The 17,519-nt window shown below is 42.8% G+C and carries 9 protein-coding genes; 1 reads left to right on the top strand and 8 read right to left on the bottom strand.

Translation table 11 applies throughout. From position 1 onward, the window contains the following. The first annotated feature begins 695 nt into the window (after positions 1-695). A complete protein-coding gene (rtxA, locus tag Phpb_RS15380) occupies positions 696-12,956 on the top strand; it encodes an MARTX multifunctional-autoprocessing repeats-in-toxin holotoxin RtxA (RefSeq protein ID WP_065391091.1) in 12,261 nt (4,086 codons plus the stop codon). A gap of 295 nt (positions 12,957-13,251) precedes the next feature. On the opposite strand, the gene Phpb_RS27570 is transcribed toward rtxA, so the two are convergent. The 8 genes from Phpb_RS27570 to Phpb_RS15410 form a co-directional block, all read right to left on the bottom strand. Continuing rightward, positions 13,252-13,494: a DUF2569 family protein gene (locus tag Phpb_RS27570; RefSeq protein ID WP_082302601.1), complete on the bottom strand. Its 243-nt coding sequence runs from the start codon at positions 13,492-13,494 to the stop codon at positions 13,252-13,254. Further along, positions 13,495-13,743: a hypothetical protein gene (locus tag Phpb_RS24555; protein WP_065391092.1), complete on the bottom strand. Its 249-nt coding sequence runs from the start codon at positions 13,741-13,743 to the stop codon at positions 13,495-13,497. It abuts the gene before it with no gap. A 581-nt stretch (positions 13,744-14,324) separates the two neighbouring features. Next, positions 14,325-14,867 (bottom strand): DUF3916 domain-containing protein, encoded by a 543-nt coding sequence (locus Phpb_RS15390; protein WP_082302602.1) that lies wholly within the window; start codon positions 14,865-14,867, stop codon positions 14,325-14,327. Next, positions 14,868-15,335, bottom strand: coding sequence for a hypothetical protein (locus Phpb_RS26940; protein WP_240492566.1), 468 nt, complete (start codon positions 15,333-15,335; stop codon positions 14,868-14,870). It lies immediately after the preceding gene. Positions 15,336-15,438: 103 nt separating this feature from the next. Next, positions 15,439-15,621, bottom strand: a complete 183-nt coding sequence (locus Phpb_RS26945; RefSeq protein ID WP_240492567.1) for a hypothetical protein — start codon at positions 15,619-15,621, stop codon at positions 15,439-15,441. A gap of 52 nt (positions 15,622-15,673) precedes the next feature. Next, positions 15,674-15,901 carry a hypothetical protein gene (locus tag Phpb_RS15400; protein ID WP_065391093.1) on the bottom strand — a complete coding sequence of 76 codons (228 nt, stop codon included), beginning with the start codon at positions 15,899-15,901 and terminating at the stop codon, positions 15,674-15,676. Continuing rightward, positions 15,902-16,699: a TNT domain-containing protein gene (locus Phpb_RS15405; RefSeq protein ID WP_065391094.1), complete on the bottom strand. Its 798-nt coding sequence runs from the start codon at positions 16,697-16,699 to the stop codon at positions 15,902-15,904. A 219-nt stretch (positions 16,700-16,918) separates the two neighbouring features. Continuing rightward, positions 16,919-17,422, bottom strand: coding sequence for an immunity 42 family protein (locus tag Phpb_RS15410; RefSeq protein ID WP_065391095.1), 504 nt, complete (start codon positions 17,420-17,422; stop codon positions 16,919-16,921). Positions 17,423-17,519 lie beyond the last annotated feature (97 nt).

Raw genomic sequence — 17,519 nt, forward strand, 5'->3', positions numbered from 1 at the left:
TGTTTGTTGATTAATGGTTATACCCGTTATCTTTCAAGCTGCCTCTTTGTTGGCTGCGTTCACTCACCCCGGTCACATAGTTCTCTATGCTCTCGGGGATTCGCTCCCTTGCCGTCGCGATGCAACTTGAAATCCATAGGGTATATATTTATTGGTAAATTTTATTTATCATTATTATTTCCTGACTAAAAAAGTAGGATATTATTATCTCATTTACTTATATTGTTTTAATCGTTATAATCTGTGTGGTTATTTATGGAAATGGAATAAAATAATTGATCGTAATTGATAAAATTTTATGTCTTAGTTTAGTCATTACTTTATTATCTTCTCTGTATTTTCAATATTATCGTGGAAAAAATATCTGCGTTAACGATTTTTTTGAATTTTTTATTTATCTCATTCAATGGATTTGTTTTAAGGTGTTTGTAAATGCATCAAATTGAAACTTCTCTGAACTGGGTGTTTTTCTTGTTATATCCGTTTTATTAATAAATTACTTTTTGGAAAAAGTATGTCTGATAAATTCGTGTAAACAATATCTGATGTTAATTTTAATAGCGGTTTTATCCTTTATTTAATTTTCTGCTATTAAAAATTCAGAAGATGAGAACTTGAATATTCAAAATAACTGCCCTATCCGTTAGGTGCAGTGGTTTTCTGCTTAACCTCAATAATAAATTAAAGGGCTATTTATGGGAAAATCATCAAATAGAAGTACTGAGTACTTCTTTACTGGGAAATATTATGACGATAATGACGGCAACAGTATTACTGCTATTGGTGTCGGTGGTGAAGTTTATGCTTATGGCGGAGATGATGATGTTACGGTTGGTTCATTAAAAGTTGATGTATATCATACAAATGGTAAACTTTCAGTAAAGGGGGCTTCAGGTTATACCGGTATTAGCAAAACGGGAAATGGCGGTCTGTCATTTGCCGGTGCATCAGGTGCGGCTTTTATTGATCACACGGGTGAAACGGGAGATTTATATTATTCGGGTGCTGCTGGTTATAACAAACTGACTCGTAAAGGCTTATCTGGAGATATAAGTTTTAAAGGCGCTGGCGGATACAATAAATTATGGCATGAAACTGATCAGGGAGATGTCTATTTTGCCGGTGCAGGAGTGGCTAATAAAATTGACCGTACTTGGTATAATCATTATGAAGGCACTCAAGGCGATGTGACATTTAACGGCGCAGGCGCGGCAAATAGTATCGACTCGCGGATAGAAAGCGGTGACATCATTTTGAATGGGGTTGGTGCTGATAATTATGTCGTACGTAGAGGTAGAAAAGGTGATATTACCTTGGACGGAGCGGGGGCAGCGAATCGTATTGAACGTATACGCTATAGTGAAGATGGGTATGGACAGACACAGGGCGATATTACTTTTGAAGGCGTGGGTGGTTATAACAAACTCTATTCTGATGTCGCCCACGGTAATATTCATTTTACGGGCGCAGGGGCTTATAATGAAATTACCCGAGCAGGTACGGAAAATGAAATAGAATTTGCTCAGGCTAAAGATATTGTTATGACATCAGCAACAATGGAGGGAAGCTGGATTCAACAACCTCAGCAAGTTAAAGCAATTAAATCCGCAGTAGAGCCTGATACTTATCTCTTTGCCTTTGCCAATAATGTTAATACTAAAGTTGTCGCTGTACGGCTACAAAATGATCCTGATACTGGTAAGCTCCGTTATTATGCCACTTGTTGGTATAAGGAAGGTAATCATCTTAAGGATATTGCCAAAGAAAATATCAATGTAAATAATGGATTTATCCCGGTTAAATGGGAAGGTGCTATTACGCTTGCCAATATTAACCTTATATATCGACAAGAAACCAGGATACAAGGTGTTGAGGAGGTATTATTAACCGATAAATGGGTAAATTATGCTGGCGGCGCCAACATTAAGGCGGAAGATGTCACACTGGGCAGGGCCAAAATAGGAGGATATGCGATCTCTTCTAATGGACTGAAAATAGATGTCTCTCCGGTAAAATCAAACGAACAACCGAATACTTATGTATATGCAACATTTCTGGCTCCTTATACCAAAGTGGTTGAGGTTAAGTTGGCGAATGATTATGAAACAGGGAAGCTGAAATATATTGCAAGATCTTGGTATAAAACAGGTGACCATACCGGTCGTTTAGCTGATGAAAATCTTTCCTATCCTGGTGGTTATAGAACAATAGGGGCTGGTTATACGTTAAGTCAGGTTCACTATGATTTAAATGTAATAGATGATATTACTGATCGTTTAACTGATCTTGAAGGTTATTCTGAGCAAGATCTTATTAAATCATCAAGAAATGGCGGTAATAGCTCCGGTAATATTTATTTCAACGGTGCGGGTGGTGGAAACATTATTACATCCAATATCACGCACGGTAATATTAATTTTACCGGAGCGGGGGCAGCTAACATTATTTTGCACAGTTCAACATTCGGTAATACCTATTTTGACGGGGGTGGTGGTGCTAATGTGATTGTGAAAAACGGTGAACAGGGCGATCTATTGTTCCGTGGTGCCGGTTTAGCCAATGTCCTTATTCACCAAAGCCAGCATGGAGAAATGGATATTGACGCCGGCGGCGCAGCAAATGTCCTTGTGCGAGTCGGAGATGGACGATATCTGGCCCACCTTCTGGCTTATGGCAATATTTCAATTCACAAAGGCAACGGTAACAGCCGGGTGCTGATGTTGGGCGGGTACAACACCCATACCCAAATCGGTAATGGCAATGGCAACTGGTTCGGTGCGGGTGGTTTTAACGTCATCACTCAGGCGGGAACCGGGGATATCTCCTCTGTACTTTTGGGCGGTGCTAACGTACTGACTAAACTCGGTGCGGGAGATCTGGTTGCCGGTATGTTCGGCGGCGCCAATATTATCACCCATCTTAGTGATGAGAGCGAAACAGCCGACACTACCGCCATTGCGTTGGGCGGTGCCAACATTTTGACCAAGAAAGGGAAAGGCAATGCGTTGGCGGTAATGGGGGGCGGTACGAACGTCCTCACGCATATCGGCGACAGCAATACCACCGGCGTTATGCTCGGTGGCGCTAATGTCTTAACCAAAGTCGGCAAGGGTGACACGACCGGCATCATGTTCGGCGTCGGCAACGTGTTGACTCATGTTGGCGACGGTTTGACACTGGGCGTGATGGCCGCCGCAGGCAATATCTTCACCAAAGTTGGGGAGGGGACATCGATTGCCGCCATGATTGGCGCGGGCAACCTGTTTACCCATGTCGGCAAAGGGGATGCGTGGGCGTTAATGGGGGGAGTGGTGAACGTCTTTACCAAAGTGGGTGACGGTAACGCTCTGGCATTGATGGTAGCCGCGGGCAATGTGTTTACTCATATTGGGGATGGCACAACTGTTGCGCTGATGCTGGCGAAGGGCAATATCGCCACGAAAGTGGGTCATGGCATGACTCTGGCGGCGATGGTCGGCAAAGCCAATATCTTTACCCATGTGGGGGATGGCAATACCTTCGCGGCCATGATTGGAGGCGCCAATGTGCTGACCAAAGTCGGTAATGATCTGACCGCCGCCTTAATGATCGGGAAAGCCAATATCTATTCGCATGTGGGTGATGGCGCCAGTATCGGTTTGTTTGCCGGTGAACTGAACGTGATGACCAAAGTCGGTAAGGGTACGACACTGGCGGCCATGTTTGGTAAAGCCAATCTGATGACCCATGTCGGGAAGGGTTTAACCGGTGTGTTGGCACTGGGTGAGGCCAATATTGTCACCAAAGTGGGTGATGATTTTATGGGGGTGGTTGCGGCGGCGAAAGCGAATGTTATTACGCATGTCGGCGACGCGACGACCGCCGGTATCCTGCTTGGCAAAGGCAATATTCTGACCAAAGTAGGAGATGGTACCACGGTCGGTCTGCTTATTTCCGATGTGGGTAATGTGATGACCCATGTCGGCGAGGGGACGACAGTGGGTTTTGCTAAAGGTAAAGCCAATCTTATCACCAAAATTGGCGATGGCGCCGGAGTGAATGCGGTTTGGGGGGACGCGAATATCCTGACCCAAGTGGGAAATGGCGACCGTTACAACTTCGCGAAAGGGAAAGCCAACATCATTACCAAAGTGGGGAATGGACAGGAAGTCACGGTGGTGCAGGGGGATGCCAATACCATTACCCATGTGGGTAACGGTGATGACTACACCGGCGCCTGGGGTGAAGCCAACGTTATCACCAGAGTAGGAGATGGACGCAATGTAGTGCTGGCTAAAGGCAAGGCTAACATTGTTACTCAGGTGGGTAAGGGCGACAGCTTTAATGCCTTATGGAGTGAAGGCAATGTCATTACCAAAGTGGGTGATGGTATGCAGGTGACGGCGGCAAAAGGGAAAGCTAACGTCACGACGACAGTAGGCAATGGCTTAAATGTCATTGCTGCTCATGGTGACGCTAACATTAACACTCATGTAGGTAATGGTGTTTCGGTTAACGTGGCGTGGGGGAAATATAACGTCAATACCAAAGTTGGGGATGGTCTCAATGTTGCGGTCATGAAGGGTAAAGGCAATGCCAATATTCATGTTGGTGATGGTCTGGGTATCAATGCCTCTTATGCACGTAATAACGCGGTGGTTAAGATTGGTAATGGTGATTTTTACAGCTTGGCTGTTGCATCGAGTAATACAGAAAGTAACAAGCTTGCTTCTTTCTTCGACAATATCAAACAGACTGTACTCGGAGTGGGAGGCAGTCAGGCAATCAACTATTTGGTTCATGGGGAGGAAGCTAACACGTCGGGCACCCATGAAGGCAGAGGCGCGATTAATTTAGCGAAAGTATCTGCCATTGATGGCTTTCAAATGGATGAAATTTCGCCAGTAAGTTCAAATTTAAACCATCGTCTCAATGGTGCTATAACAGCCGTGGAGACGCCTGACGTCAGTTCAATAGAAGGTGCTTTGAGTCAAAAAACGAGATCGGAGTCGGATCAGAATGAAAATCTGCTCGTCAATGGTGACTTTGAACAAGGTGAGTTGGGATGGCAATCAACCAATGATATGGAGGCATATAACCCGGCAAGTGTTTATGGTCTTGATAATACTGGTAATGGTGAACGAGTCAGTAAATTTGATGTTGATAAAAACACCGTAATTTGGCAGGAATTACAAAATTTGTCTGAAGGAGAAGTAGTTTCACTGACTTTTGATTTTATGAGTCATTCAGAAATGATGGGTAATGATCTGAATAACAATGGAATAAAGGTGTTGTGGAATGGTAAGCAGGTATTCTCAACTTCTGGGCAGCGAACTATATGGCACACTCAAAAACTCGATTTAATGGCAGAAGCGGGTACTAATCGGATTGAGTTTAAAGGTACAGGACAGGATGATGGATTTAGTTACATCTTAGACAATATCGTTGTGAAATCTGAGACGTCACTGATTGTCAATGACGACTTTAAGCAAAGTAAATTAGATTGGCAATCAACCAATGATATTGCGGCATATAGCCCAGTGAGTACTGACGGACCTAATAATACCCGTTATGGCGAACGAGTCAGTGAACTTGATGTTGATAAAAACACCGCTATTTATCAGGACCTGCAAAATCGTTTTGAGGGAGAGGTGATTTCGTTAGGCTTTGATTTTGCTAATCGTCCCGATTCTTACTCAGCCGACAATGGTATGGATGTTTTCTGGAACGGCAAACTTGTATTCTCGACTTTTGGCGATGCAGCGAAATGGCAAAATAAAACACTAGAGCTGATAGCAAAAGCAGGCAGTAATCGAATTGAGTTTAAAGGGACCGGTTTGAGTGACGGCGCAGGCTATATTCTGGATAACGTTATTGCAAAATCAGATAGCTCACCACAAGCCAATATTATTACTGAACATGTGAAGCAGAATAAAGCGGCGCAAAATGCGTTAAACGATAAAGAAAAAGCAGAAAAAGATCGCCAGCTGTTAGAACAGGAAAAAGAGAAACAACTGGCAGCGATTGCAAAATCTCAATCCCAATTGGAATTAACGGATCAGGAAGCACTTAGCCGAAATGGGCTGACACAACGTAACGCGATAGAAGCAGAAGCGCAGGCGGAGACTGACAAACTGGTTTCCATGACACAAGGTTTGAAGGTGCTTAATGACTATTCCAACTACAGCGGTGCCAATTACAGCGGCCAATCAGGTGACCAGTGGCGTAAGCAGTTTGCTTCCCAGTTTTTGAGTCGTGCCCAGGATGAGTTGAATTACACCAAATTTATTACTCAGAAAAAATTAGCTAATGCTCAACGGTCTATTACGGATAATCAACAACAAGTAAAAGAAGCGGTTGCGAAATCCGAAGTCGGCGTAGCACAAAGTGAACAGCACTATGCCAGTGCAAAACAAGACATTGCAGAGGCTCAGGAAAAAGCCGCGTTAAGGAAAGAAGAGGCATTATTGCAGCAACAACGGGCCGAAGAAGCGGAAAATGACGCAAATATCGCCTATCAGGGGGCGAAATATCGGGGTAAACGTGATATTGCAGCGGCTGAAAATAAGATTGCTCAGGTACAAGAAGATGCCAGAAGGGCAAAACAGAGCGATTCCAAACCTGATCGTACCGGTGCCGGTGGCAGTGGTTTGTCTGGCAATGCCTATGAATCGATAGGAGTAGGGGAAACCGGTAGCTATATTGATCCCGAATTAATACTGAAAGCTGAAAAAAAATTCTACAAGGGATTGACCGAAGAAGAGCTACAAGCGCTGGATGGCGCCAAACTAGCGGTTGATCGTCTACAAATAAATGCCGGTATCCGCGCGGAAAATACCGGCGTTTTAACTACTTCAAAGTTGGTCAAAGCACGATCTGACAACAAAGTACAATCTGACGATATGGTGATGCCAATATCGAACAGTTCAGATAAGTTTGTCAGAAAAGTACCACGGATTTCAGGCATTAATCTGGAATCATTGGGGAATGATGTCAAGGTAGAGCAGAAAGATTCCGCAATATTTGAAAGTGCAAAATTTAATTTATTGAAAGAGGGGAATAAGCTATTTATCAATCCTAATGTGCGAACATTGGGGAGGAAAAGGCAGCTTAGTAAAGCGCTGGTTGCTGTACGTGATATTTTCTATAAAACGATGAGCCATTTTGATGAAGAGCATGTGTTGCAGTTTGAGCAGGCACTTTCACATTGGCAACAGCGTAACCCAAAAGAATTTGCTCTGCGTGTCAGCCAAGTGAACTTAATCCGTTTTAGGATGGGCCGGATGATGGAGCACTTGCAAGCCCAGCGAGCCGAATCTGCTGGCGTCCTTGGGATCACCGTGGCGCCTCAACATGCTGAACATCTTAAACAGCGAGTTATATTTGATGGAACCGGACGTATTGTCGGTTTGAAAGGTAGCGTTACCCCAGACGAAATTAATCAACTTATTAAATGGAAAATTACACCTTTAACTCGAAAGAACTCAATGGCTGAACGGGAGGCGCCTAAGACTGAAAGTGAAAGCCTTATTGTTTTCATGAGCCGATTAGACGCCGAGAATATCCCGGAAGCGGGGCCTTTGATCAAACGGGCTAGGGAACTTTGGCTCACTGGGCAAGTCACATCGCAAGAAACCATCCGGTTGTTTGATGATGCTGTCAACCAGTTACAGGCATATCCTAAATTACATGCTTTGGCACTGTCATTACAGGCTGACGCTCACAGAGAAAAGTCGACCACCCAATATATAGACAACTTATTTGGCCGTCGTTTTGATTCTGAGCTAGCGCATACATTGGTAAAAACCGCATCACCGGATGCGATAGCCGCCTCCAGGCGGATAGGTCAGTTTCTGGTGCAGGAATTTGAGCTGTATATGCAAAGTACTTCTGACTCAGCCGTCAGCGACGGACAGATTGCTATCAGGATGCAAGCGTTCGCCGAAAAAATTAAAAAAGATATTCGCCCTTGGTTCAGTCGGGTGCCTGAACTGACCGCATTCCTGCAAAAACCGACCTTTGATAACTTTAAGATCATGATGACCAAGGTGGATAACGGCTTTGAAATGATCAAAATTCCGTTTCTGGCAGTAAAAATGTCGCTCACTGATGGCATGGGATTACATTTATCTCAATGGAAGGCGGAAGCGGACATTTTCTATCGGGATGAGATCTATAAGGCGCGTTCCACCAGTAGTAAGTTAACGAATATGGCGGATGTCACCTATAAAGTGAAGTTAACTGAACAGAAAACTAACGATTATGGTATTGCACTGCCTTACCAGCCATCCGGTGATCAATATGAAGATTTTCTGTATGGCAGAAAAGTGGCGGCAGGTAGAGTGCTGACGCCTGGGCGGGAAACAACGCTTGAGCGTAACGCACTAGCACAAGGGCATTCCGTGGTGACGGGGGCATCTGGATCGACCAATATCATGGTTCATCTTAATAACTATATTGCTAGTCAAGATCCCGCTTTCTCGCAGGAGCAGGCATATCTTAATACTTTGGTGTTCCTGGTATTTGATGGTGGTCATTCGGTTAATGAAAGTTTGGTGGTTTATAAAGCGTTGCAGGAGACCGGTGATAAGCGCAGGCAGGTACTGCAAAACTACACCGCCAGTTATAGGGATCTGATGGATATTGCCGGAGATAAAGGGAAACTATGGATAAATCAGGCATTAAATAGTGCGTTTGAGAAAACTCAACACCTTTATCGAGAAAATACCTCTGAGAGAGAACAGAGCGGTTCTCTGGTGGAAAGATTACAGTCGTTATTGGGCGGAAATGGAGCGTCAGAGTCAGTATTAATTGAGGATGATGGTACCTCTCCACAGGATGAAGCCTCTTTAAACCCATTGACCCGATTCTTTAACAACGAACTGCATGGTTTTAAAGAAGATCGTCGCCATATCAGTGATGAAACACAGGCCATGCTTAATGATGCGATTGCTAACGGCAAATCAAGCAAAATCACCCTGAAAGGCGAAGGGGGACGTTTAACGGGATATTATCATCAAGGTGACTCTGAACTAGGTGATACTGCGACGGCGGCAGAGAAAAAAGTCGTACTTTTCCTTCATGGCTCAGGTTTATCCGCGGAAGAGCAAGCTCATGATATCCAAAGCCACTATCAAAATCAGGGCATTGATATGCTGGCTATCAACATGCGGGGTTATGGTGGTAGTGATGGTAATCCAGGCGAACAAGGATTCTATCAGGATGCCCGGACGATGTTTCGCTATTTGGTGCAAGATCGCGGTATTAAGCCGGGTAATATTATCATTCATGGTTATTCCGTCGGTGGGCCGGTGGCGGCTGATCTTGCCCGATATGCGGCGCAAAATAATCAAGCGGTGTCAGGGCTGTTACTCGACAGGCCAATATCGAGTATGACTAAAACCATAACCGCCCATGACATACCAAACCCTGGCGGCATAATTGGGGCATTGGCAAAAGCGATGAATGGACAATTTTCAGTGGAAAAAAACCTCAAAGGCTTGCCGATCAATACGCCGATCATGTTGTTAACCGACAATCAAGGTTTAGGGCATGAAGGGGAAAAGCTGCGTGCAAGATTGACCGCTTCTGGTTATCGCGTATCGGGTGAACAAACCTTTTATGGTCATGTCGAGAGCGGTGCTTTGATGAGACAATATGCTGATAGGATTGTATCGACGCTCTCCGGCTCTCAAAATAAAAACCGGGCTGTGGTGAATAACTCGCTGCAAAAGAGTGACAATCGTGGGACACGTTTTGATGGTCAGCTCATTATTCAAATGGAAAATGACCCGATTGTAGCAAAAGCAGCGATCAATCTGGCGGGTAAACACCCAGAATCCAGCGTAGTGGTTAAACTTGATGCTGATGGCAAATATCATGTCATTTATGGTGATCCTGCCAGATTATCAGGCAAATTACGTTGGCAGATTGTTGGTCATGGTCGTAACGAATCGGCACAAAATAACACTCGCTTGAGTGGTTATAGCGCTGATGAATTGGCAATAAAACTAAAACAGTTCAGTCAGAACTTTAATCAGGCAGGTAAACCGGATCGTATCAGCATCGTGGGTTGTTCACTGATTAGTGATGATAAACGGAATGGTTTTGCCTATCGTTTTATTGCCGCTTTAGATAAACAGGGCATTCATAGTGATGTTTCAGCGCGTCGCAGTGAAGTGGCGGTTGATGCAACAGGTCGTAAATTTACTCGCGATAAAAATAATCAGTGGGTTAACAAATTGGACGATAACAAACTGGTGTTACGCTGGAATGAACAGGGTGATCTAACGACTACAACAGAAAAATTGCGTCGTGGTGTAGCTGAAAGCGATATCAACCTTGCCAAAGTGGGGTACACAGAAGCTGATTCAGTGACCAAAGGGGCAATTGCGAATAACCATGATATTTTCACCGCGCCAGGGAAGCGCAAAAACAGGATAGCGCTCGGTTCAAATCCTCAATCGGATCAGTCGCTGAATTACGCCGGGAATATGCAGGTAAACGTGGGCGACGGTGAATTTACCGTGATCAACTGGGGAACATCGAACGTAGGTGTCAAAGTAGGGACGGGGGGCTTTAAGTCACTGGCCTTTGGCGACAACAATGTGATGGTTCATATTGGGAATGGTGACAGTAAGCACAGCGTTAATCTGGCGGGATATCAGGCATTTGAAGGGGCGCAGATGTTTATTGGCAACCGTAACGTCAGCTTCAACCAAGGTCGCAGTAATGACTTGATTGTCATGATGGATAAATCCATCCCTACGCCGCCGTTAGTTAATCCATTTGATGGCGCTGCTCGTATTACCGGTGTACTGAAATCTATTGCTCATTCCGGCGAAGAGTGGGATTGGTTGGCGGCGCAGAATCAACAGTGGACGCTGTCTGGCGCGAAAAAATTTGTGCGGGATATGTCTGGTTTAGACCAAACCAGCAGTGTGGATTACAAGACTTTGGTTGATCTGGATTCGCAGCTTGAGCGCAGCAGCCGTGGTTTGAAAAGTGACACGGAAGCGGCATTGAACAAAAAATACCACCAATGGTTAAGTGGTCACGGCAGCAATATTGATACCAGTAAAATGAGCCGTGCGGATAAATTTCGTCAGGCCAATGAAAAATTAGCCTTCAATTTTGCGGTAGGTGGTCAGGGGGCAGATATTCAGGTTACAACCGGTAGCTGGAACTTTATGTTCGGCGATCATATTCAATCCATTTTGGATACCAACTTAGGTTCTCTGTTTGGCCTGATGACGCAGCAATACTCAACGACGGGCCTGGCGAAGACAACATTTACTTACAATCTACAGGACTTACCGCGTCAGCTTAAAAACAAACTGCTTGGTCGGTTATCCAGTGTGAATGCAGATACCACTTTAGCGGATATTTTTGGTGTGGATTACACTCAGGACGGACAGATTGTTGCTCGTACTGGTAAGCCGGTTGATGGCCTGGCTATTTTGCGAGAGATGCTGGAAGTCATTCACAAGTTTGGTGGTGAGCAACTACGTGTCTTCACTGATCCGGATAAATTGATTGATGGTTTGAAACAGCGTGCCGATATGAGTGCCGATGGTATTGAATCATTTCTTGTCAGTCATGGACTGAAAGAGAAAGCGCCTGATGAAAATCGGGAAAAAAGTGTACCGGGCGCCATCAACAGTGGGAATATTCAGGCTAATAACAAACCTGAGCGTGCATTGGGCTTTAATTCACTGAACTTACCTAACTTGTTTGCGACGATATTCAGCCAAGATAAACAACAAGAGATGAAATCGTTAGTGACCAATCTGAAAGAGAATCTAACCGCAGATCTGCTTAATATGGAGCAAAAAACGTTTGATTTCTTGCGTAACAGCGGTCATCTGCAAGGGGATAGCGATATCCATATATCGTTAGGGAATTACAACTTCAACTGGGGCGGAGACGGTAAAGATCTCGGTGCTTATTTGGGCGATAACAACAACTTCTGGGGAGGACGTGGTGATGATGTTTATTACTCAATCGGCACCTCCAACATCTTTACCGGTGGAGAAGGTGATGACCTGGGCGTTCTGATGGGGCGTGAAAACTGGATGTTTGGCGGTAATGGCGATGATACCGCAGTGGTAGCCGGACGCATTAACCATGTGTTCATGGGGGAAGGGAATGATCAGACATTTGTTTTTGGCGAAGGGGGCTTGATTGATGCCGGTAACGGACAAGACTACGTAGTCACTTCTGGCAACTACAACCAGGTAGATACCGGGGAAGGTCAGGATTATGCCGTAACTATCGGTAATAACAACCGGATTGAGCTAGGTGAAGGCAATGACTTTGGCAGGGTATTTGGTAATGACAACCGCATTGATGGCAACACGGGTGACGATGTAATTAAACTGTTGGGCTACCATGCGGTAATTAATGGTGGGGAAGGTGATGACCACTTAATAGCGGCTGCAATTTCGAAATTCAGTCAGTTTGACGGCGGTGATGGTCAAGATCTACTGGTTTTGGGGGGATATCAGAACCACTTCCAGGGTGGTGCGGGGGTAGACAGCTTTGTGGTCAGTAGCAAGGTGATTGACAGTCAGGTTAATGATATCAACGCAGAAGATATGATTGTCTTTAACGATATTGACTGGCAAAACCTGTGGTTCCAACGCAGTGGATACGATCTCGTGTTATCCGTGAATCGCCGTACTCAGGATAAAACCGCTCAGAGCCTGTTTGAATCGGTGGGTTCAGTCACCTTTAGTCATTACTTTAATGGTAACCGAGCCAAATTAGTGACGCGGATGGGGCGTAAAAATGCATCAGGAGAGCGTGAATTTACGGCACTTTCAGACCATGCGGTTGACACCTTGATTCAGGCAATGAGCAATTTTGCCCCAACAGCCGGTGATAACGGTTTTATCGAAGGGCTGGACAGCAGGGAAAAAGTGGCTATTACGACGGCTTGGGCAGATACCACAATTGGCAAGAGGAAATTTGCCTGATTAACCTGCTATAACGCTAAGTAATAACAGTAAAAATGGCTCACCTGAATAGGTGGGCCGTTTTTATCTCCTATTCTCCGCTCGCTTAAGAATCAAGTAGAAATTAAGTAGTCTGAGTACAGTAAAATACAGGACTCAGACTTTAATGAGGACATGGTTTAAATTACCTGATTTTTGTGAATAATTCACAAAGTCGGGGTGGTTTTGATGGTCATATTTTTCGAATAAATATGAGTTACAAAAAATTCATTTACTCTTATTGAATGTTATTTGCAAAATAGTTTGATTTTAATCATTACTTTATAAATGCTCTTTTAACTCGAATAGATATAATAAAGTAAGGCACCAATATACATGCATAAAATACAGTTCTAAAAAACAATAAAAGATAATTATAATCCAGTTTTATTTCATATACATAATGAGCCAATGCTAAATCGGCGATGACAAATAATAAAGTAAAAACTAACAGGATAATGTAAAATAAAGGTGTTCTCTTCTTTTTTCTAAAGAAGAGAATAGATGTATAAAGTGCAATTCAAAAAATAATTGTAAAACAGATAAACTCAAATCCTATAAGGATACGTAATTCACCTGGAAAATCATAACCAGAGTTTAATATTGTCATTGTTTTATATGAATTAAATAAAGAGCTAAATATTGCAAAGATAATATTTATTGCGGGTAAATAAAGAAATCCGCCAATGCCACTCAGTTCTTTATCTTCACATGCTGCACAAAAATCTGATTCATGTAATGCTGGTTTTTCACATTTAATACATTTCATAAAATTTCTCCAAATAGTAATCTTAATCCAAAGATTGATTGTTAATTTACGTAAATCATATAGGTGATAGTATATAAACTAATAACTTGTTAGCCGGATAAATACCCCTGTTAAATTACCTCTTAGATTGTATATTGGTTAGTTTAATTTCTCCGTCTTATTTTTAAATATAATCAGTTGGTTACATCCTGTTTTTATTGTGCGGCTTGACACCTGGCCAACAACTCTCCGACACGAAATTTTAGCCTGATAAGCTACTTTTACCCGGTATGATGAACTACATCTTTAATTTTGGAGAGTAGTTCACCAAGACCGGAATTTTACTTTAAAGGCAGTGATGGCGGATTCGACTAATAAACTAACCACCATAATTACTATGATACAAGTGCAACATTGTTAATCCGGAAGTAAACATGTTCGTATCCCCTTAAATAATTCAATAAAATTTTTAGGTTTAGTCCCAGCATTACGGTGATAATCCATCTGCCCTAGGGTATGTTTAGGATTCGATTTACAAACTGGGTATATAAAATCTCGGCGTTGTTGGCCAAGATTTATATTTAAAGCATAAATTCTTAGCTTTAGTTAACTTCACCAATATACCAGTGTTCAGAATAATAAGGCTTTCCCTCGTCATCTTCACTTATTCTAAGAACGCCTAGCTCTGAAAAACCATCGGGTAATCGTAAGTTCCATTCTGTGCATAAACTTCGTTCATTCAATAAAGTTATTTTACCAAACCGACTATATCCATTACGCGTATGTTCATTGAAATACTCCTCAGATGTGAATATACATAATTCACTTAAAAACATATCAGGCAATACAATGGAACAAGTAATTCTTATATTATTTTCGTTGTCTGGCTTCGCCTTATAAATGTTATAAGCTGCATCTATCAAATCTTGAGCACAAATAGATTGAATGCTTTTATTTGTCTGTTTTCCTTGTACCAATGCTGAATGCACTGGAATTTTTACATTCCAGTAACCATAAAAATAGTCATTTTCAGTGATAACAGGAAAATAGGTTCTATATGACTCGGACCATATTTTCAATGAACGTAGTCTACGTGGTATACCACGCAGTTTTTTATTGCTCAACGCTATTCTACGCATAGACATTTATAATTTCCTTCCTTTAGCAGCATCAGTTTTGGTTTGGTTTACCGTACCATTTAAGTTTAAGACAGCCTTAAACTTTCCTTTGTTATCAAAAACCTCAAGATATAGCTGATCATCTTTTTTGATCACTTTTATAATATTGTTATTGGCTTTGTAAACACTCTGCCCCTGATATATTTGGCTGGTTTTTCGTATACTATTTTTTATTTGAGTACCAAAACCGGGTTGAATAAGAAATTCTTTCATATTCCCAACAATCTCCTGATTCGGTTGATACGATTGCTTGCCTTTTCCAGCATCTCCACCGCCTTTTGCTCCAGCCTTACTGATCCCTCCAGCCACTCCCGCAGATGCCGCAATCCCTGTCTGTCCCATAATCTTCACGATTTCTTGGGTGGTTTCTTCTGAACCGCCGGTGACTTGGGCACGATGGAGCACCAAATTCCGTGATGCGTCAATATTTGACATCGCACCCCGTAAATCAGCCCATTCCCTTACTTCTGCCGGCGTGAGGGAATCCAGTCCCTGCATTCTGGCTTTTTCCTGAATCTCGCCTATCCGGGCACTGTAATCACCTTGCAATGCCCGCAGCTCTTTGGCAACGGCAACGCACTGATTCAGCGCCTGAACACGTTGCTATCCGCTCCTGAACCTTGTCATATTCCTGCCGATATTTATCCCTGACAGTCGCACGACAACTGGTATCACCCTGACAATTAACCAGTTCCTCACTGTGTGATTGATTCTTCTCCACACTGAGGTGGTTGTTGTCTACAACAACTCAGGTGATTGATCTGGGATTCATTTTAAGACAACCACTTTTTAAATTGTTCAAGTATAAATCCATAGGCATCTTCTTTTGTTGTAAATGAAGCAAGCATATAAGGGGAGTCTCTTTCTACATAGCAAACACGCCACATATTTTCTTGCTGCACTACACATGTACAGTCATTATTTCGCAATCCATCTAAGGAATAACTATTTTCATCTACACCCAATAGAGTTAACTGTTCAATCAATTCTTCACGCGTCATTTATTTATCCACCTTTTTCATATATTCGTTATCTAAATACCACTGAACTGGTTTCGGTAATTCATACTGAGTTCCCGTCCCTTTTTGTCCAAACCAAGGCAAAATATTAGATTTAGGAACATCAGGAATGGGTTTGATGATTTTATATTGAAAATAGGGTTTAGTCGTTTCATAAGAGGGAGGCAAAGCTCTTTCTGAAAATGGTACCCCAGCAGGTGAAACGAAATTTCCTCCAGGGTGTCCATATCTATCAATAATTTTACCAGTTGGTAGTGTCACTTTCTCAACAGGACCATAAGCTCCCCGATTTGGCGGCCAAATTCCTAATGATTCCTGAACAGAACCCTCTGCTTTACTGTATTGTCCAAAGTTCGATGATTCTCTGGCAACCTGACTAGTAGTAACATTTTCTTTGACACGATTTGCTACCGTCTTAGCCACAGTAGCCTCTGCCGCTGTTTTGCCTACACCGATCACACCAGCAGCACCTACACCACCCGGCGTTAATGCTTCTGCAACCTGAATACCTGCATTATTTAGACAAATTGTTGGCGCAGCTTTACACCCTTCCAGTGCAGCTCGTGCCATTGCAGCAATTTCAGGTGTGGCGGCCACAATCTGGGCACCACCGGCTACTGCCATTCCTCCCGCAGAGACAATTAGGTTTCCATCAGCTATACCTTTAGCAATATTAGCCTTGCACGTCGTATCGCAGTCTGGTGTTTTACTTAACCAGAATCCAAGATCCGAGCCGGCTGCTGCGCCAAGGGCATTATTATCCGCAACAACACATTCCATTGCGAAGTTGACCGCCGGACACCGATTTTCCCTGTGCACTCAGTCAGTTACAATCAATTTTTCCCGGTACGGTTTGATGCCCGACCCATAACGCCCCGACGCGACTTTTTAGCCTGTAAGCCACTTTTCTCAGACGTAATGAATTGCTCCTTTTAAATGTCGGACAATTGTCTAACATTTGGGGTACAATTCACATCGACTGGGATTTCCTTATATACATTAGATTTTTTTAAGTTCTGGTAGTTGTTCGATAACATTTTTGACAGTATTTTTCTCAAAACGTTTTATCGTAACAGTCAATCCTCTATCACAGGTATAAATGATAAATTCATCTTCGCTATTATTTGTAATATAGTAAAAAATATAGAATCCAATATCTGTAAATTCTACAGGAGTTAAATCTATTCCTTGTTGCTCCATTTCTGGAAACTCTAAATCATCATCATCTGTATCCAAAAGAATATTATGTGAATGAGCAATAAATTCCATAATTTCTTTGTTCTGACTAAACAAGGAGATATCAATTTTCTTGCATGATGGGAACTCCACTAAGCTGTCTTTTAGATGGTTTATCGCCATATGAAGTGTGTAGTTTGAACCGATGGCAGGAACAATCACATCATCTATGACAAAATTAAATATTCCATATTGCCAATAGCTATCTTCTGACAATTCACAAACTTCATAAGCAACAGCAAATTCATAAGGAAGTCCGTAGATCATTTTTTACCCCCTAAATAAATTTTCAAAATAATAGATCACTGGAAGGGAACTCAGTCCGATTTTTGCGATCTGATCAATTGCCAAAAATCCCAAACCT

This window comes from Photorhabdus namnaonensis (genome assembly GCF_001684335.1).
GTDB classification, from domain to species: Bacteria; Pseudomonadota; Gammaproteobacteria; order Enterobacterales; family Enterobacteriaceae; genus Photorhabdus; species Photorhabdus namnaonensis.